At 61.1% G+C, this 15267-nt stretch carries 13 protein-coding genes; 10 read left to right on the top strand and 3 right to left on the bottom strand.

Annotated features, from left to right (window positions below; all coding sequences use genetic code 11):
* Nucleotides 1-4: 4 nt before the first annotated feature.
* The 5 genes from VGU25_01830 (at nucleotide 5) to VGU25_01850 (ending at nucleotide 7490) form a co-directional block, all read left to right on the top strand.
* Nucleotides 5-1525: an excinuclease ABC subunit C gene (locus tag VGU25_01830; GenBank protein HEV2575925.1), complete on the top strand. Its 1521-nt coding sequence runs from the start codon at nucleotides 5-7 to the stop codon at nucleotides 1523-1525.
* 54 nt (nucleotides 1526-1579) lie between these two features.
* Nucleotides 1580-2254 (top strand): ribulose-phosphate 3-epimerase, encoded by a 675-nt coding sequence (rpe, locus tag VGU25_01835; GenBank protein HEV2575926.1) that lies wholly within the window; start codon nucleotides 1580-1582, stop codon nucleotides 2252-2254.
* 143 nt (nucleotides 2255-2397) lie between these two features.
* Nucleotides 2398-4218 (top strand): outer membrane protein assembly factor BamD, encoded by a 1821-nt coding sequence (gene bamD, locus VGU25_01840; protein HEV2575927.1) that lies wholly within the window; start codon nucleotides 2398-2400, stop codon nucleotides 4216-4218.
* Nucleotides 4219-4351: 133 nt separating this feature from the next.
* Nucleotides 4352-7102, top strand: coding sequence for a valine--tRNA ligase (locus VGU25_01845; protein ID HEV2575928.1), 2751 nt, complete (start codon nucleotides 4352-4354; stop codon nucleotides 7100-7102).
* Nucleotides 7103-7160: 58 nt separating this feature from the next.
* Nucleotides 7161-7490 (top strand): hypothetical protein, encoded by a 330-nt coding sequence (locus VGU25_01850; protein ID HEV2575929.1) that lies wholly within the window; start codon nucleotides 7161-7163, stop codon nucleotides 7488-7490.
* Nucleotides 7491-7548: 58 nt separating this feature from the next.
* Here VGU25_01850 and VGU25_01855 read toward each other — a convergent pair whose 3' ends face one another.
* Genes VGU25_01855 through VGU25_01865 form a run of 3 tightly spaced genes read right to left on the bottom strand, consistent with a single transcriptional unit; the run spans nucleotide 7549 to nucleotide 8606 of the window.
* A complete protein-coding gene (locus tag VGU25_01855; GenBank protein HEV2575930.1) occupies nucleotides 7549-7869 on the bottom strand; it encodes a hypothetical protein in 321 nt (106 codons plus the stop codon).
* A gap of 2 nt (nucleotides 7870-7871) precedes the next feature.
* Nucleotides 7872-8135 (bottom strand): hypothetical protein, encoded by a 264-nt coding sequence (locus VGU25_01860; GenBank protein HEV2575931.1) that lies wholly within the window; start codon nucleotides 8133-8135, stop codon nucleotides 7872-7874.
* 48 nt (nucleotides 8136-8183) lie between these two features.
* The gene (locus VGU25_01865; protein ID HEV2575932.1) at nucleotides 8184-8606 is read right to left on the bottom strand and encodes a hypothetical protein; all 423 of its coding nucleotides are present in this window, start codon (nucleotides 8604-8606) and stop codon (nucleotides 8184-8186) included.
* A gap of 54 nt (nucleotides 8607-8660) precedes the next feature.
* On the opposite strand from VGU25_01865, the gene VGU25_01870 reads away from it, so the two are divergent.
* Genes VGU25_01870 through VGU25_01890 form a run of 5 tightly spaced genes read left to right on the top strand, consistent with a single transcriptional unit; the run spans nucleotide 8661 to nucleotide 15204 of the window.
* Nucleotides 8661-9500, top strand: a complete 840-nt coding sequence (locus tag VGU25_01870) for a biotin--[acetyl-CoA-carboxylase] ligase (GenBank protein ID HEV2575933.1) — start codon at nucleotides 8661-8663, stop codon at nucleotides 9498-9500.
* Between the two features lie 43 nt (nucleotides 9501-9543).
* A complete protein-coding gene (locus VGU25_01875; protein ID HEV2575934.1) occupies nucleotides 9544-10365 on the top strand; it encodes a type III pantothenate kinase in 822 nt (273 codons plus the stop codon).
* 39 nt (nucleotides 10366-10404) lie between these two features.
* Nucleotides 10405-11121: a hypothetical protein gene (locus VGU25_01880; GenBank protein HEV2575935.1), complete on the top strand. Its 717-nt coding sequence runs from the start codon at nucleotides 10405-10407 to the stop codon at nucleotides 11119-11121.
* On the top strand, nucleotides 11118-12446 hold the full coding sequence (gene rlmD, locus VGU25_01885; GenBank protein HEV2575936.1) for a 23S rRNA (uracil(1939)-C(5))-methyltransferase RlmD: 1329 nt from the start codon (nucleotides 11118-11120) through the stop codon (nucleotides 12444-12446). The genes VGU25_01880 and rlmD overlap by 4 nt, the downstream gene beginning before the upstream one ends.
* 40 nt (nucleotides 12447-12486) lie before the next feature.
* Nucleotides 12487-15204, top strand: a complete 2718-nt coding sequence (locus tag VGU25_01890) for a ComEC/Rec2 family competence protein (protein ID HEV2575937.1) — start codon at nucleotides 12487-12489, stop codon at nucleotides 15202-15204.
* The last annotated feature ends 63 nt before the right edge of the window (nucleotides 15205-15267 follow it).

Raw genomic sequence — 15267 nt, forward strand, 5'->3', positions numbered from 1 at the left:
GAGAATGGGTGTGGGCTTTGAGTTCGAGCGGCGCGTAGAGTTTGCGCCCGAGCGTGCGACGGAGATTCTGCGGGAGATTCCTGCAGCTCCGGGAGTTGTTTGTCTGCGCGGGCATGATGAAGCGGCGCAGCCGTATCTAACGCGCGCGGCGGACGTACGGCGAAGGCTGCGACGATTGCTGGATTCACCGGATGCCGTGGACGAGGCGGGAAGACCGGTGTTGTCGAAGCGGCTGAACCTGCGCGAGCGCGTGCGCTGGATCGAGTGGACGCGGACGGGGTCGGAGTTTGAGTCGACGGTGGTGTTGTACTGCGCGGCGCGGGCGAGCTTTGGGCCAGCGGAGGCGCGCCGAAGGCTGAGGCTGCATGCGCCGTTTGTGCTGCGGATGGCGATGTCGAACGAACATCCGCGGGTATATGTGACAAATAAGTTGAACAAGAGATCCTTGGCGGAGGCGTATGGGCCGTTTGCATCGCGGGCGGCAGCGGAGCGGTACTGCGAGGCGGTGCTGGACCTGTTCAAGCTGCGGCGGTGCTGGGAGGACCTGGAGGTTTCGCCTGAGCATCCGGGGTGCGCGTACGGCGAGATGAAGATGTGCATGGAGCCGTGCAAGGGAGCGTGCACGCGCGAAGAGTATGCGGCGGAGGCAGAGCGGGTTCGCAGCTTTTTAGAAACGAATGGAGAGTCGATGCTGGCGGAGTTGGCGGCGAAGCGTGAGGCTGCCAGCGAGGCGATGGACTTCGAGGGCGCGGCAGCCGCGCACAAGCAGTGGGAGAAGGTGAAGGCCGCGACGGCGCTTGCGGATGAAATTGTGCAGCCGCTGATGAAGCTGCGGGCGTTGATTGTGCAGGCGGCGGCGCCGACGGATGAAGAGAGTGCGCGCGAAGCGGCGAGTGTGTTTGCGTTTGAGCAGGGGCGGATTGTGGGGCCGGAGCGGTTGTCCACGCTGGGTGTTCGCGCCGTAAAAGAGCAGACGGCTGTGGGGAGTTCGCTGTTTGCGCAGCCGCTGATGATTGCGGCGGTGCCGCTGGATCAGCCCAGCGAGCAAGCTCGCCGGGGACCGCGGGACGAAGCGAGTCAGCAGGTTAGCGAATCAGCGAGTCAGGGAGCGGGGGAGGCGATGGTCTCGCACGCAGCGTTGAATCCGGAGGAGCGGGCGCGCGGTGTGATTGCGCGGCTCGAGGAGCGGGTGCGCGAGGCGGGTGAGCCGCAGGTCGAGGAGCGCTGCGATTACCTCTCGCTGCTGCGGCGGTGGTACTACCGGCCGGAGAAGCAGCGGGCAGGGGCGATTCTCTTCCCTAACCCGGATGGGGCTTGGCCGGTGCGGCGGCTGCTGAATGCGGCAGCAAGAGAGGCGCTTGGGCCGCCGCGGGAGGCTGCAGCGGTGGATCGCGAGGCGGCGAAGGAGATGAAGACACGTGTGCTGCATCCGGGGCGCGAGGGTGTGGAGCGAGTTGTGCCGCTATTGCCGAAACGTGCGAGGCGAAAGAAGGGTGTCCTGCCTGAGAATGTCCCCGAAGAGTGATGAATGCTTTCGAAGCGGTAGACTTGAGGCAATTCTGAACGGTGGAGCGGCGCTTTGGTTGAACTGGCATTTTCGATTCTGGCGGCGGACTTTGGTCATCTGGCCGACGAGATCGCGCGGGCGGAGCGCGGTGGCGGGACCATCTGTCATGTGGATGTGATGGATGGGCACTTTGTGCCGAACATCACGTTTGGGCCGCCGGTGGTGGAGGCCGTGCGCAAGGTGACGAAGCTGCCGCTCGACTGCCACCTGATGATCGAGGACCCGGACAAGTTCATTCCGGAGTTCGCCAAGGCGGGGGCGGACATGATCAGCGTGCAGTGGGAGACGTGCCCGCACCTGAACCGGACGTTGCAGCACATTCTCGACCATGGTGTGCTGCCCGGGGTGGTGATCAATCCGGCGACCCCGGTGGACTTCCTGGTCGAGGTGCTGCCGATGGTGCATCACGTTCTGGTGATGAGTGTTAACCCCGGGTTTGGCGGCCAGAAGTTCCTGCCGCGGTCGGTGGAGCGGATTGCGCATTTGCGGCGGCTGCGCCATGAAATGGGGTTGAATTTCCGGATCGAAGTGGACGGCGGGGTGGCCGACGACACGGTCGCTTCTGTAGTGCGGGCCGGGGCGGACATGCTGGTGGCCGGGTCAGCGATCTTCGCGGGCGGGAAGGCGGAGGAAAACGCGCGGCGGTTCCTGGAGGTTGCTCGCGCAGCTACCGAGGTCTCCGTCTAAAGAAAAGACGCTGTTCAGGCCCGGGAGAGTGTCGTCCGGCAAGCCCGGACGGGGCTTTGCCATTTAGAATCTGGGTAGCTTATGCGGCTTACGCCGCGCGGCAGTCCTGGTGCGATGGCGCCGGGACGGATCGAGGATTTTTGATGATGGAACGTTCCCTTTCTTCTCCCCGCACGGCGCGTTTGGCGACGGGCGTAATTGCTGCCGCGCTGGCCCTTACGGTTGCAGCAGGCGCACAGGTGACCGGAAGCTCGCAGACGACGACGGATGCGCAAGGCCGCCCGCAGGAGTCCGCCACGGTCAGCGTGACTACGTCGAAGAAGAAGACGCGTGAGTCCAAAAAGGACGAAAAGGTGAAGTCCACCAAGGACACGCTTGCCGAGGAGAAGAAGGCGAAGAAGATGAATCCGCTGGTGGGCAAGGATGTTGACCTGCCGGATAAGCAGCTTTATGACAAGGCTTTGGCGCAGATCAAGTCGGGACACTTCGACGTGGCGCGGCTGGATCTGAACACGCTCCTGAGCACCTACCCGGATTCGCAGTACCAGATGCGGGCGAAGCTGGCGATCGCGGACGCATGGTATCGCGAGGGCGGGTCGGCGGCGCTGGCGCAGGCCGAGCAGGAGTACAAGGACTTCATCACCTTCTTCCCGAATGCACCGGAGGCGGCCGAGGCGCAGATGCGCGTGGGCGATATCTACTTCAAGCAGATGGACGTTCCGGACCGCGATTACTCGAAGGCGCAGCATGCGGAGGAAGAGTACCGGACGATGCTGAAGCAATATCCGGACGCTCCGAAGGAGATCCTGAAGGAGGCGCAGCAGAAGCTGCGTGATGTGCAGGAGGTGCTAGCGCAACGCGAGGCCGACATCGGGGCGTTTTATGCCACGCATGAGGACTGGCCGGCGGCACTGGCGCGCTATCAGACGGTCAAAGAAACCTATCCGCAGTACAGCCACATGGACGATGTGCTGATTGGGATTGGGGACGCGTACGAGTCGGAGGCGAAGATTGCGCGCGCCTCCAGACTGTGTGCGCCGAACCTCCCGCCGAATACGCCATGCATGACCGAGGCTTTGAAGTCTTCAATCGAGCAGGAGTACGACGGCAAAGCGGCGGCGGAGTATCGCGAGGTTGTGCTGAAGCACGCTGCGGCTCCGCATGCGGAGTTCGCGAAGGAGCGGCTGGCGGCGATGAACCTGCCGATTCCGGAGCCGACCGCGGAAGATATGGCGGCCAGCGAAGCGCTGGAGGGCAGCCGGGCGCAGTACACCATGCAAAAGCGGCTCGCGTTGCTGTTTATGCGCAAGCCGGACACGGTTACGGCGGCGCAGATTGGCGATCCTCCTCTGGAAGATCCGAGTCCGGTGCTGGCGCCTGAGGTGGCGCACGCAATTCTGGACAGCTACAAGAATGCGCTCAACCCTGGCACGAGCCCAAAGGCCGAGGTCAAGACAGCGACGCCGGCGATTGAGCCCGGGCCCGGTGAAGTTCCACCGCAGCCGAGAACTCCACCGGGGCAGCCTGCCTCGCCAGCCGCGCCGCCGACCCTGTCAGACGTTCCGGCCGCAGGTGCAGGCAATGACACGGGCGGAGCGACCGAGATGACTCCAGCGTCGCCGTCGGACGCTTCGCCGAGTGGAACGGGAGTAGGCGTTGAGGTGCTGACGCCAAGTGTGAATACCGGGGCTGGTGCGGCGAGTTCGCTGCCGTCGGCCACGGGAGCTGCCGATCCGAACCTCGGGTTGAAGGCCGTGGGGCCGAAGGACAATTCGCCATTGCCTGCTGTGGAGGCGCCGGCGGCAGCTCCGGACCAGGTGAATGACGCCGCTGGCAATCAGACGCCGCCCGCGGGGACGAAGCCAGCCGGGAAGAAAAATCCCAAGCCGGACTACGACAAGAATGACGAAAGCTCCAGCAAGCACAAGAAGAAGAAGGGCGCGGATAAGCTGAACCCGTTCTAGAACCAGGGAACAGACATCAGAAACAGAGATCAAATGGGGGCTCCTGCGGGGGCCCTCAATTTTTGTGTGGCGCGAGTGATCTCTGTTCTCTGATTTCTGATCTCTGCCGCTGCGCCTGCTACGCTTAAGGCTTATGAGTTCTGAGCTGCCGAAGGCGTATGAGCCTTCCCTGATTGAAGAAAAGTGGGCGAAGTTCTGGGTGGAGCGGGGGCTGTTCCATGTGCCGACGCCGCGCGAAGGTGAGAGCGTGGGACCGCGGTTTGTTCAGCTGCTGCCGCCGCCGAATGTGACGGGGCGCCTGCATATGGGCCACATGCTGAACCAGACCGAGATGGACATCCTGACGCGCTGGCACCGCATGCGCGGAGAGACCGCGCTGTGGCTTCCGGGTACGGACCATGCGGGGATTGCGACGCAGATGATGGTCGAGCGGCAGCTTGCGGCGGAAGGTGGACCGAGCCGCACGGAGATGGGCCGTGAGGCGTTCACGCAGCGCGTGTGGTGCTGGAAGAAGCAGTACGGCGGAGCGATCACGGAGCAGATGCGGCGGCTGGGCGCGAGTGTGGACTGGTCGCGCGAGTACTTCACGATGGATGACCGGCTGAGCAAGGCAGTGAAAGAGGCCTTTGTTCGCCTGTGGGAGCAGGGGCTGATCTATCGCGGAGCGTACATCGTGAACTGGGATCCGGTGCTCGGGACTGCGGTGTCGGACCTTGAGGTGGTGCACGAAGAACGAGCGGGCAAGCTGTATCACATTCGGTATCCACTCGCCGATGGCTCAGGCTCGATCGTCATTGCAACGACGCGGCCGGAAACGATGCTGGGTGACGTTGCGGTGGCCGTGAACCCGGATGATGAGCGATACAAGCAGTTCGTCGGAAAGGTGCTGGTGCTGCCGCTTGTCGGAAGAGAGCTTCCGGTGATCGCGGATGAGTGGGCGAATCCGGAGTTCGGCACGGGCGCGGTGAAGGTGACGCCAGCGCACGATCCGAATGACTTCGCGATCGGGCAGCGGCACAAGCTTCCGCAGCTCTCGATCATGGATGAGCACGCGAAGATTGTATTGCCGGGGACGCCGTACGACGGGCTCGACCGCTTTGTTGCGCGCGAGCGCGTGGTGGAAGACCTGCGCGCGACGGGAGCGCTGGTGGATATCAAAGACCATCAGTATGCGATTGGACTCTCGCAGCGCACGGGTGAGGTGATAGAGCCGCGGCTCTCGATGCAGTGGTTTGTGAAGATTCAGCCGCTGGCGGACAAAGCGATTGCGGCAGTGGATGAGGGACACATCCGCTTCACACCGGAAAACTATAAGAAGACGTACGACGAGTGGATGCGCAACATTCACGACTGGTGCATCTCGCGGCAGCTGTGGTGGGGACATCGGATTCCGGCGTGGCACTGCGGCAATTGCGGCGAGATTACTGTTGCTCGCGAGACGCCGAACGCGTGTGAGCATTGTGGTTCGGCGGAGATTACGCAGGATACGGACGTGCTCGACACGTGGTTCAGCTCAGGGCTGCTGCCGTTTACGTCGCTGGGGTGGGATGGCGATAGCTCGAAGCCGACCGCGGACCTTGCGGCGTTTTATCCGACCGACCTGCTGGTGACGGGATTCGACATCCTCTTCTTCTGGGTAGCACGCATGATTATGCTGGGCTGCCACTTCATGCTGGACGTGCCGATGCCTGATGGTTCAGCACGCACGCTTGCCGAGGCCGTTCCATTCCGTGAGGTGTACATCCACGGGCTGGTGCGCGACGCGGACCGGCAGAAGATGTCGAAAACGAAGGGCAACGTGATTGACCCGATCGAGGTGATCACGAAATACGGCACCGATGCGGTGAGGTTCACGCTGGCGTCGCAGGCTTCGCCGGGAACGGACATCGCGTTCAGCGAGGCGCGGACGGAGGGCTATCGCGCGTTCGCGAACAAGATCTGGAACGCGGCGCGGTTCGTGCAGATGCAGATCGATCGCGCTCGCGAAGCGGGTTACAACGCTGCGCTGAGGTTGCCGCAGAACTTAGGTGAAGCTCCGCTGGAAACGCGCTGGATTGTGGCGCGATTGCACACAGTTGCGGAGGAACTGGCAAGAGCGCTGGAGAACTATCGATTCGACGAGGCGGCGAATGCTGTCTACCAGTTCTTCTGGGGAGAGTTCTGCGACTGGTATGTCGAGCTGGTGAAACTGCGGCTCGACTTTGGAACGGCAAAGAACGAGACAGCGCAGCTCACATTGAATGCGCTGGTGAGCGTTTTTGAAGCGGCCCTGCGGTTGCTGTCGCCTTTCATGCCCTTCCTGACGGAGGAGCTCTGGCATGCGCTATATAGCGCGATTGAGCAGCCGGTTCCGGCGAAGTCCATTGCACTCACACGCTTTCCTTTGGCTGGAGATTTCGCGAAAGACGAGGCAAGCATCGTGGCGATGCAAACTTTGCAGGAGCTGATCGTTACGGTTCGTGCGCTGCGGAAGGATCTTGGCGTTCCGGAGAAGGAGTCTGCGGCGATTCGCCTGCACTCGAGCGCCTCGGCCGCTAAGCTGGCGCAGGACAATGCGGACATGCTCTCACGGCTGGCGCGCGTGAGTTCAGTGGAGATCGCCGGAGAGGCATTGACTGGCAACAGTGCGCGAGCGACCGCAGTGTTCGATGTGGCGGTCCTTTATGAGCGGCAAATTGATGTTGCTGCTGAGAGGGAACGCCTCACGAAGGACATCGCAAAGTACGACAAGGGCCTGCAGGCGGCGGAGAAGCAGCTGAACAACCCCGGGTTTGTTGCGAAAGCTCCGGCGCACATCATCGACGGATTAAAGAAACAGGCAGCGGAGACGCGCTCGCTGAAAGAAAAGGCGGAGGCGGCTCTGGCTTCATTACCGCAACAGTAGTTTGCTAAGAACGACAACGGCGGTAATCTGCGCCGCGTCTCAAACGTAGGAGATTTCTATGGCTGTACAAAAATCGCCTCACACCAACTCCGAGCAGAATGTCAGCTCAGCCGCAATGGACCTTGAGCCGAATTTGAATCCACAAGACGTAGGACGAGGAGAAGACGCAAAGCTTTACGAGAATGCAGATGGCGCGCAGACGGGAGCGAACCGGGCGTTTCACATGAATGATCGCCGCGACAATCTTCCCAAGTCAATCGACGAAGGCACGCGCCTGGAGGCGGAGAACACCGCGCGGAAGCAGCATGAAGATATGCCGGGCGTGACGACGCACAGCGCCGGCGAGGAAAACAAACGTCAGCAGAAGGTTGAGCGGAATAACGAGTGAAAGAAAGCTGAAGTAAAGAACGGGCGCCAGGTGGCGCCCTTCTTTATTGCGCGTGTACCTATTGGCGGCGGTATTCCTTCCCTGCCCTGCTGACTTCCTTTGGCGGTTCGCGTTCAGCGTCGTATTTGCGCATATCGCCAACAGGCTTGGTGTGGTCGTGAGGATGGCCGCCGAGGTGGGCCGCCTGCGAGCGCGCGTGGCTTCCATCCTCCGGCGCGGGAATTGCGGATTGCTTTGCGCTCGAATTCTTAGAGTCGTGTTCTGCCGCAACCGAGCGTTCGCCCGCCGAGGAGACCACCTCATCGAGAGCATCGCCGTGCAATTTTTCCTCGCCGGCCTGCCTCTCAGCGTGAGATTTGTTCTCCGGTGTTCGTGCCATGATCAATCCTTTCTGGTGTTCTGCTGCTGCCCGGCTGCATTGGGATCAAGCTGCGTGTTCACCGGTTCGTCGCCGAAGACACGAGCGCCGTAGTTGTAGTCGAGGCCGCCGTCGGTGTTCTGTGGATTCACTGACTCTCGCCTGCGCTGCTCGATATTGAGTCCCCACCCCTGTTCATGCGCATACTCGCCGGAGAGTCCACGTGTGTGCTCGCCGAACCCTCGCGGCTCTGCGGCGCCCTCTGCTCGTGGTGAATAGTCGGCCATCTCGATTCCTCCTCTTGCTTAAGACGGCCAACGCTTCACAACGTTGCCCTACGATTTTCTTTGCGGAGCCTCTGGTGGAAGCGATGTTTGATCCACCGCAATCGAGACGTTCTCGTGCTTGATGTCGAGACGCAACCTATTGAAGAGGCTCATGTAAACGTTGGCCATCCACACGAGCGAGAACCATGCGACAAGATAGCCGCGCCAACCGAGGAACAACATTTGGAAGTGAAATATCCAGAGTGCAAATGCTGCTACATAGTGTGAGAAGCAGTACTCGCACGTGAAGAGATAAAAGAACTTTCGCTGCGGGAGCGCAGGCGCGCGTTCGCTCTTACGTTTGCAAAACTCGCGGGGCTCGCGGAAGACCTCTTCGTGCGTGACAGTCCATGCGACACAGGCGACCGGAATCGCAAGTAATAAGAGGGTTGCACACTGATGAGTGAGTGAGACGGGCAGGTTGTCGATCATCGCGCGGTGGCTGGCTCAGGTTACCAGCCTGCCTTGTGAGATGCAGGTACCATCATGAAGAGCATGGACATAGAGCAAGAATCGAACACGATCCACGCGTCAGCAGTTGGGCGCGCTATCGAGTTGCTGGCGATTAGCGGCCCAGTAACGTGGCTGCCGGTGACAGGATCGACCAACCAGCTTGCGCTCGAGGCCGCCCAGGCCGGTGCGCGGCGGGGCATCTGGGTTACGGATGAGCAGACCGCAGGACGAGGCCGCGGCGGACATTCGTGGCACTCGACGCGCGCGGATGGACTGTACCTCAGCGTCCTGGTAACGCCGGAGCTTCCGCTGGATCGCGCGCTTTGGCTATCGCTCGCGACGGGTCTGGCTGCGCAGCAGGCGATTCTCTCAACTACCGGGATCCGAATCGATCTGCGATGGCCGAATGACCTCCTCTGCGACGGGCGGAAGCTCGGCGGAATTCTCGTGGAGACTTCGGTCGCGAACGCAGCGACGGGAGCATCAGCCGCACTTCGTTATGCGGTGATTGGGGTGGGGATCAACGTATACCACGAGTCATTCCCGCCGGAAATCGCATCGCTCGCGACATCACTCCGGCTGGAGGGTGCTGCAGTTCTGAGCCGGCAAACACTCCTCATAGCGCTCTTGCGTGCACTGGATCGCGAATTGGACGAGCTCGACCGCGAATACGCGGGCGTAACCACGGATGAGAGCATTCTCAGTCGTTTCACGAGAGCCTCGTCATGGGTGCAAGGCAAACGCGTCCAGGTTCCTGAAGACGGCGGCTATACCGGAGTTACTTCCGGTCTGGATAGCCGTGGTTTTCTTGTCGTAGATGATGACCAAAGAGTGCGCCGAACGGTGCTCTCAGGCGGCGTTCGTGAGGTATAAAAGATACCGCGAAGACGAGATTTGAGAGGTACCGAAACCAACCATGCTGCTGGCGATCGATGTGGGTAACTCGAACACTGTCATGGGTCTTTTTCAACCAGCAACGGACAGCGCACCCGCGTCACTTGTTGCAGATTGGCGAATCACAACGCCGCATAAGCAGACACCAGATGAATTGGGTGTGCTGCTCCAGACGCTGTTCACAATGCGCAATGTGAAGACGGAGGATGTACACGGGGTTGCGATCTCGTCGGTCGTGCCACCACTCGATGCATCGCTTCGCCGCGTGTGCGAGGTCTGCTTCAAGGTGCGACCGCTATTCATCGAACCGGGCGTCAAGACCGGGCTGCCGGTGCTGACAGACAATCCCGGTGAGGTTGGCGCGGACCGGGTGGTGAACTGCGTGGCTGCCTTCGACCTGGTTGGAGGTCCTGCGATCGTCGTGGACATGGGAACCGCGACTACTTTTGATGTGGTTTCAAAACAAGGCGCCTTTTTGGGTGGGGCAATCGCTCCGGGCCTCGGGATCTCGGCCGATGCACTTTTTGCACGGGCCGCGCGGCTGACTCGAGTTGAGATCAAGAAGCCGGCGAAGATTATTGGAACGAGCACAACGGACAACATCCAGATTGGGCTGTACTACGGGTACATCGGTTTGGTCGACGGAATCCTGGAGCGGCTGATTCATGAGTTGGGTCCCGAAACTAAGGTCATTGCTACCGGCGGCCTCGCGAAGCTGATCTCTGCCGACAGTAAGTACATCTCGCGGGTGGAGGAGATGTTGACGCTTAATGGCCTGCGGCTGATCTGGGAACGCAATCATGACCGTCAGCGGCGACGGAATGAAAACAGGCAAGTAAACTGAGGAACGCAGGGAGTCGTACTGTCTCCCGCGTGCGCCTCGATGCAGAACTACTTTCATTACTTCACTGAAATTGAAGAGCGCTTCAGCCGCAGGCGTGGATCGCTGCTGCTGCTCTCAACGCTCGACTGGGCGCTGATTGAGACCTGGCGCGAGGCTGGGGTTCCCCTGGAGGCCGTGCTGCGCGGCATTGACGCGGCATTCGACCGCTACGAGACTCGCTCGGTGCGAGCCAAGGGCCGTCTACGCAAAGTGAATGGACTCGCGTGGTGCGCCCAGGCGGTGATGACAGCAGCTGAGGAGATGGTTGACGCCGCGACCGGTGCTGCACCGCAACGCGAGATCGCGAGTCAGCCGAGCGGCTTTGAGAATGAACGCATCGCTTCCTATCTGCAGCGGAATGCGGACTCGGTTACAGCCGCCGCCGATAGGTCGTCGAATGACGCGCTCGCCTCGATCGCAACAAGACTGCGGGAGTTAGCCGCAGGTGTAAACGATACTGACGCGATGACACTCGAAGAACTCGATCGTAACCTCACAGTTCTTGAAGAGCGAATGGTAGACGCTGTGCGGGCAGAAGCAAGCGAAGCGGAGCTTGTGGGTCTGCGCAAGGAAGCCGATACGGAGATTGCACAATTCCGCTCGCGCATGACTGCTGTGCAATTGCGACAGGTGCAGCAGCAGTTTCTGACGCGCAGATTGCTGCAGACGCATTCGCTTCCGCGGCTCAGCCTGTTCTACATGAGCGTGGGCGAATGAAGCCGGTCCAGCTAGGGATCGAACGCGTTGTATACGGAGGTTTCGGGCTTGCGCGATCAGCTTCTGCGACGAGTTCCTCGGGCCCGGAAGCATTGTTCGTTCCGTTTACGCTGCCCGGCGAGCTCGTCGAAGCAGTGCCGTTCGGAATCAAAGGTGAGCTGCGGCTCATTGATGTGCTCGAGCCTTCGAGCGAACGCGTGCAGCCCGGATGTCCGCACTTCGGAGTGTGCGGAGGTTGCCATCTTCAGATGGCGAACTATCCTGAGCAGCTTCGACTGAAGCAAGAGGTGTTGCGCGAGTCGCTGATGCGAGCCGGCGTCTCTGAATTTCCAGAGATCACAATGCACTCCGCGGACGCGTGGCATTATCGCAACCGGATCCGGCTGCATGTGACTCGCGAGGGTGACGCGTTTCGGCTTGGATATCGGGAGCGTGCAAGCAACTCGATTCTGCCGATCAGCACATGTCCCATTGCTGCGCCATTGCTCTGGCGGGCCGCTGAAGCAATGCTCGAAGCTGCTTCGGAAGACGCGGAGATGCAGCGCTGGCTGGAGTCTGCGGCCGAGGTGGAGCTCTTCTGCGCTGCCGATGAGTCCCGCGTGCAGATCACATTGCTTTCCAAAACGCCGAAGCAGCTCTCGGCCGCAAGCTTTGAGAAAGCATTCGCGGTGCTTCAGCAGAAACTTCCGGAGCTCGCTGGTGCGGGAGCTCTTCAGATTCAGCCACGCACGGCGCAGGTTCAGCGCGAGTTGGCGAACTGGGGCGCGGCTGGTCTCAACTATGAGATCGCGGGAGAGCGCTATTGGATTGCGCGCGGCGGTTTCTTTCAGGTGAATCGATTTCTTCTGCCTGCGATGGTGGACCTCGTTTGCTCCGGCCAGCGTGGTCAGGTCGCGTGGGATCTGTTCGCCGGTGTTGGGCTTTTCGCGCGGATTCTGGCGCACACATTTGAGCAGGTAACAGGTGTGGAGGCGAATCCCTCTGCCTCGCGTGAGCTTGGCGCGTCGCTCCAACGCATCGGCCCGCAGCATAAAGGCGTCGCGGCTGTCATCGTGGATTTCTTGCGCAGTGCGGTGCTGCAGCGCGATCGTCCGGACCTCGTCGTGCTTGATCCTCCACGGGCGGGCGCGGGGATGGAAGTGTGCCAACTGCTGTCGCGACTCGCTCCGCCACAGATGGTGTATGTCTCCTGCGATCCCGTTACTCTGGGCCGTGACCTCGCGGTTTTGCAGACGGTCTACACGATTGAAGCGCTGCATTCGGTCGATCTTTTTCCCCAGACATATCACCAAGAGGCGGTAGTGAGGCTTCGGCGGCGCTCATGACACACTGAAGGCACACTCCGTGGAATCGGAGTGTCTTCTCATGCAGGCAGTCGGGACTCCCAAACACTGGATGGACTCGCCGCCAGCCGTCGATCCACCTCAGTTGCGGGGTGGTCCGATGTTGGCTGCTGCACTCTGCTTCGCCGCCGGCGATCTGATTGCGCGCCGATGGCAGCCGCCAGCGTTGTTGGCCACTTCCTTTGCGTTGCTCGTGTTGCTCGCAATCATCAGCCTGGTGTGGTGGCGGCGCATAGCAGTAGTTCCCGTCCTGGCGCTCTGGGTCGTCGTTGGCTGCATATGCGCGCAGGTTCAACTGCCGATCTCCCGGCAATCAGAACTCACCAGGTACGCAGACGGATTGAGTCGCACGGTGCGCGGGCGAGTAATGCGAGTGCGGGAGCTTCCTCCTGAAAATTCTTCTCAAGACCAGGTGAACGATTTCCCGTGGGCGCTCGGCCCCGGCGCATGGGAACAGATCAGCGGGGAGCCACATCGCTCGGTTGATCTCAATGTGGAGGCAGTCGAAGATGTCGCGCCTGACGTCTCCGAGATGCGACCAGTGAACGGAGGGCTTCGCGTCACTCTGATGGACGCAGACCCTGCACTCGAATGCGGCGATGTCATCGAAGTGCCGTTGCGCCTCCGTGTTCCGGATACATATCGCGATCCGGGAGCATGGTCTTACTCCGATTACCTGCTCGGCCAGGGCATCGGCGCTCTTGCATCTGCTCATACGCAGAGACTCCATATCGTTGACCACGCACGGGGAGCCTGGAGTTGCCGTCTCGCAGCGGCGCAGAGCTGGGCTTCGAGTCGCTTGCAGAAGCTGAGTGCTCCCACCCCGGCGCGGTCGCCCGCGTGGATGCAACCTAATTCAGACGACACAGCTATGCTCAGCGCCATGCTCGTGGGCGACCGGACGCAGCTCACAACAGACTTGCGTGCAGGATTCGAGCGCACCGGCACCTTTCATCTGTTCGTCGTTTCCGGTCTGCACATCGTGCTGCTGATCGGCGGACTATTGTGGCTGTTGCGAAAGACGAGGATGCGAGAGGGAGCAGCCGTGACCATCGCATTGAGTCTTGGACTGCTGTTCGCTCTACTGACCGGTTTTGGCGCGCCTGTGCAACGTGCGCTGGGGATGACTGCAGCCTATCTACTCGCACGATTATTTGGCCGGGACACCGGCCCGCTGAACGCGCTCGGCATCGCCGCGGCCATCATTCTTGCCATCGATCCGCGGGCACTATTCGAAGCCAGCTTCCAGATGACAACGCTAGTCATTATTGCGGCTGCCGGGCTCGCACGGCCTGTCGAGGCGCGCAGTTTCCATCCGCATGCGCGTGCACTGCGCAATCTGGACACGATCGCGCTGGATGCCAACATTCATCCGCGAGTTGCGCAATTACGCGTTCGGCTGCGGATGTTCGGACAGCTGTGCGCGTCGTTGCTTCATCCCCGCCTGCGGAATCTTCCACTTTGGCTTGGCCGCGGAATGGCCGGCGTGGCCGGCGCCGTTCTATTCGGCGTTGCCGTGGAGATTTGCATGGTTCTGCCAATGGCAACCTACTTCCACCGCGCAACACTGCTCGCGCTTCCCACAAATTTGCTGCTTGTCCCGCTCATCGCTGCCCTATTGGCTCTGACCATACTTACGTTCTGCACGTCACTCATCAGCATCTCTGTTGCGCGTGTTCCCGCGGCCTGCACCGCTGCACTCATTCACCTGATTCGCGGAACTGTTGATCGAATCGGCCACGTGAGTGTGGCCGACCTGCGCGTTCCTGCGCCATCTCCTGCACTCGTGTTTGTTGCCTCCACAGCGATTGTGCTGGCTTGCATTGCTCTTCGGATGCGGTCGCGTGCGTGGCTCGTCGCCGCGTGTATTTCAATCGTTGCGGCTCCCGTTGTCGCGCTTTGGCCCACGCCGCCGAGAGTTCATCCAGGTGTGCTGGAGGTCACCGCGATAGATGTCGGCCAGGGTGACTCTCTGCTCGTTGTCTCGCCGCAAGGAGGAACGCTTCTCGTTGACGCCGGCGGTCCCGTCGGTCAAGCGGCTTCGAACTCGCGCTGGGATGTGGGTGAAGAGGTTGTCGCGCCTTACCTCTGGTCGCGGCACATCCGACGCCTCGATGCAGTGATGCTCACGCATGCGCACAGCGATCATATGGGCGGCATGCCTGCGATACTGCGCGATTTGCATCCGCGGGAGCTCTGGATCAGCATCGAACCGCGTCAGGCGCCAGCGATGCGCTCCTTGCTCGCAGAGGCAAAGGGACTGGGCATTACGGTACGCAGCTTCCATGCCGGCGACAGCTTCGACTGGAGCGGCGTGCACGCGGATGTTCTCTCTCCTGAACTGGGCTACAGCAATCCAGGTGCCCCGAAGAATGATGACTCCCTGGTGATGCGTCTGGCATATGACAGAGGCAGCGTGCTGCTGGAGGGCGATGCGGAGTGGAGCAGCGAGGCAGATATGGTGCTGGATCATCGAGTTGCACCCTCCACGCTGCTCAAGGTTGGACATCACGGCAGCAAGACCTCAACGGCGGATGCCTTTCTTGCAGCCGTTGCGCCGCGCGTGGCGGTAATCAGTGTTGGCACCCATAACACCTTTGGTCACCCACGATGGGAGGTGCTGAATAGACTTGAGCAGGCCCATGTGCCGACCTGGCGCACCGACCGCGAAGGTGCCGAGACCTTCCTGATCTCGCCAAACGGCAGCATCTCGACGCTCTCGGCAGCGTCCAATCCTTAAGCCCGCAGTGGCAGCAAGGAGTTCGCATTGAGCAAATCGATCGATCCGCAGCCCACCGGCAAT

It is taken from the genome of Acidobacteriaceae bacterium, assembly GCA_035944135.1.
Lineage (GTDB): Bacteria > Acidobacteriota > Terriglobia > Terriglobales > Acidobacteriaceae > Granulicella.

Excerpts from the sequence above, each read along its gene's own strand:
- VGU25_01880 (HEV2575935.1), top strand. The coding sequence starts at position 10,405 with ATGCAGAACTACTTTCATTACTTCACTGAAATTGAAGAGCGCTTCAGC.
- VGU25_01865 (HEV2575932.1), bottom strand. The coding sequence starts at position 8,606 with ATGATCGACAACCTGCCCGTCTCACTCACTCATCAGTGTGCAACCCTC.
- VGU25_01845 (HEV2575928.1), top strand. The coding sequence starts at position 4,352 with ATGAGTTCTGAGCTGCCGAAGGCGTATGAGCCTTCCCTGATTGAAGAA.
- rlmD (HEV2575936.1), top strand. The coding sequence starts at position 11,118 with ATGAAGCCGGTCCAGCTAGGGATCGAACGCGTTGTATACGGAGGTTTC.
- VGU25_01855 (HEV2575930.1), bottom strand. The coding sequence starts at position 7,869 with ATGGCACGAACACCGGAGAACAAATCTCACGCTGAGAGGCAGGCCGGC.
- bamD (HEV2575927.1), top strand. The coding sequence starts at position 2,398 with ATGATGGAACGTTCCCTTTCTTCTCCCCGCACGGCGCGTTTGGCGACG.
- VGU25_01870 (HEV2575933.1), top strand. The coding sequence starts at position 8,661 with ATGAAGAGCATGGACATAGAGCAAGAATCGAACACGATCCACGCGTCA.
- VGU25_01890 (HEV2575937.1), top strand. The coding sequence starts at position 12,487 with ATGCAGGCAGTCGGGACTCCCAAACACTGGATGGACTCGCCGCCAGCC.
- VGU25_01830 (HEV2575925.1), top strand. The coding sequence starts at position 5 with ATGGGTGTGGGCTTTGAGTTCGAGCGGCGCGTAGAGTTTGCGCCCGAG.
- VGU25_01875 (HEV2575934.1), top strand. The coding sequence starts at position 9,544 with ATGCTGCTGGCGATCGATGTGGGTAACTCGAACACTGTCATGGGTCTT.
- VGU25_01860 (HEV2575931.1), bottom strand. The coding sequence starts at position 8,135 with ATGGCCGACTATTCACCACGAGCAGAGGGCGCCGCAGAGCCGCGAGGG.
- VGU25_01850 (HEV2575929.1), top strand. The coding sequence starts at position 7,161 with ATGGCTGTACAAAAATCGCCTCACACCAACTCCGAGCAGAATGTCAGC.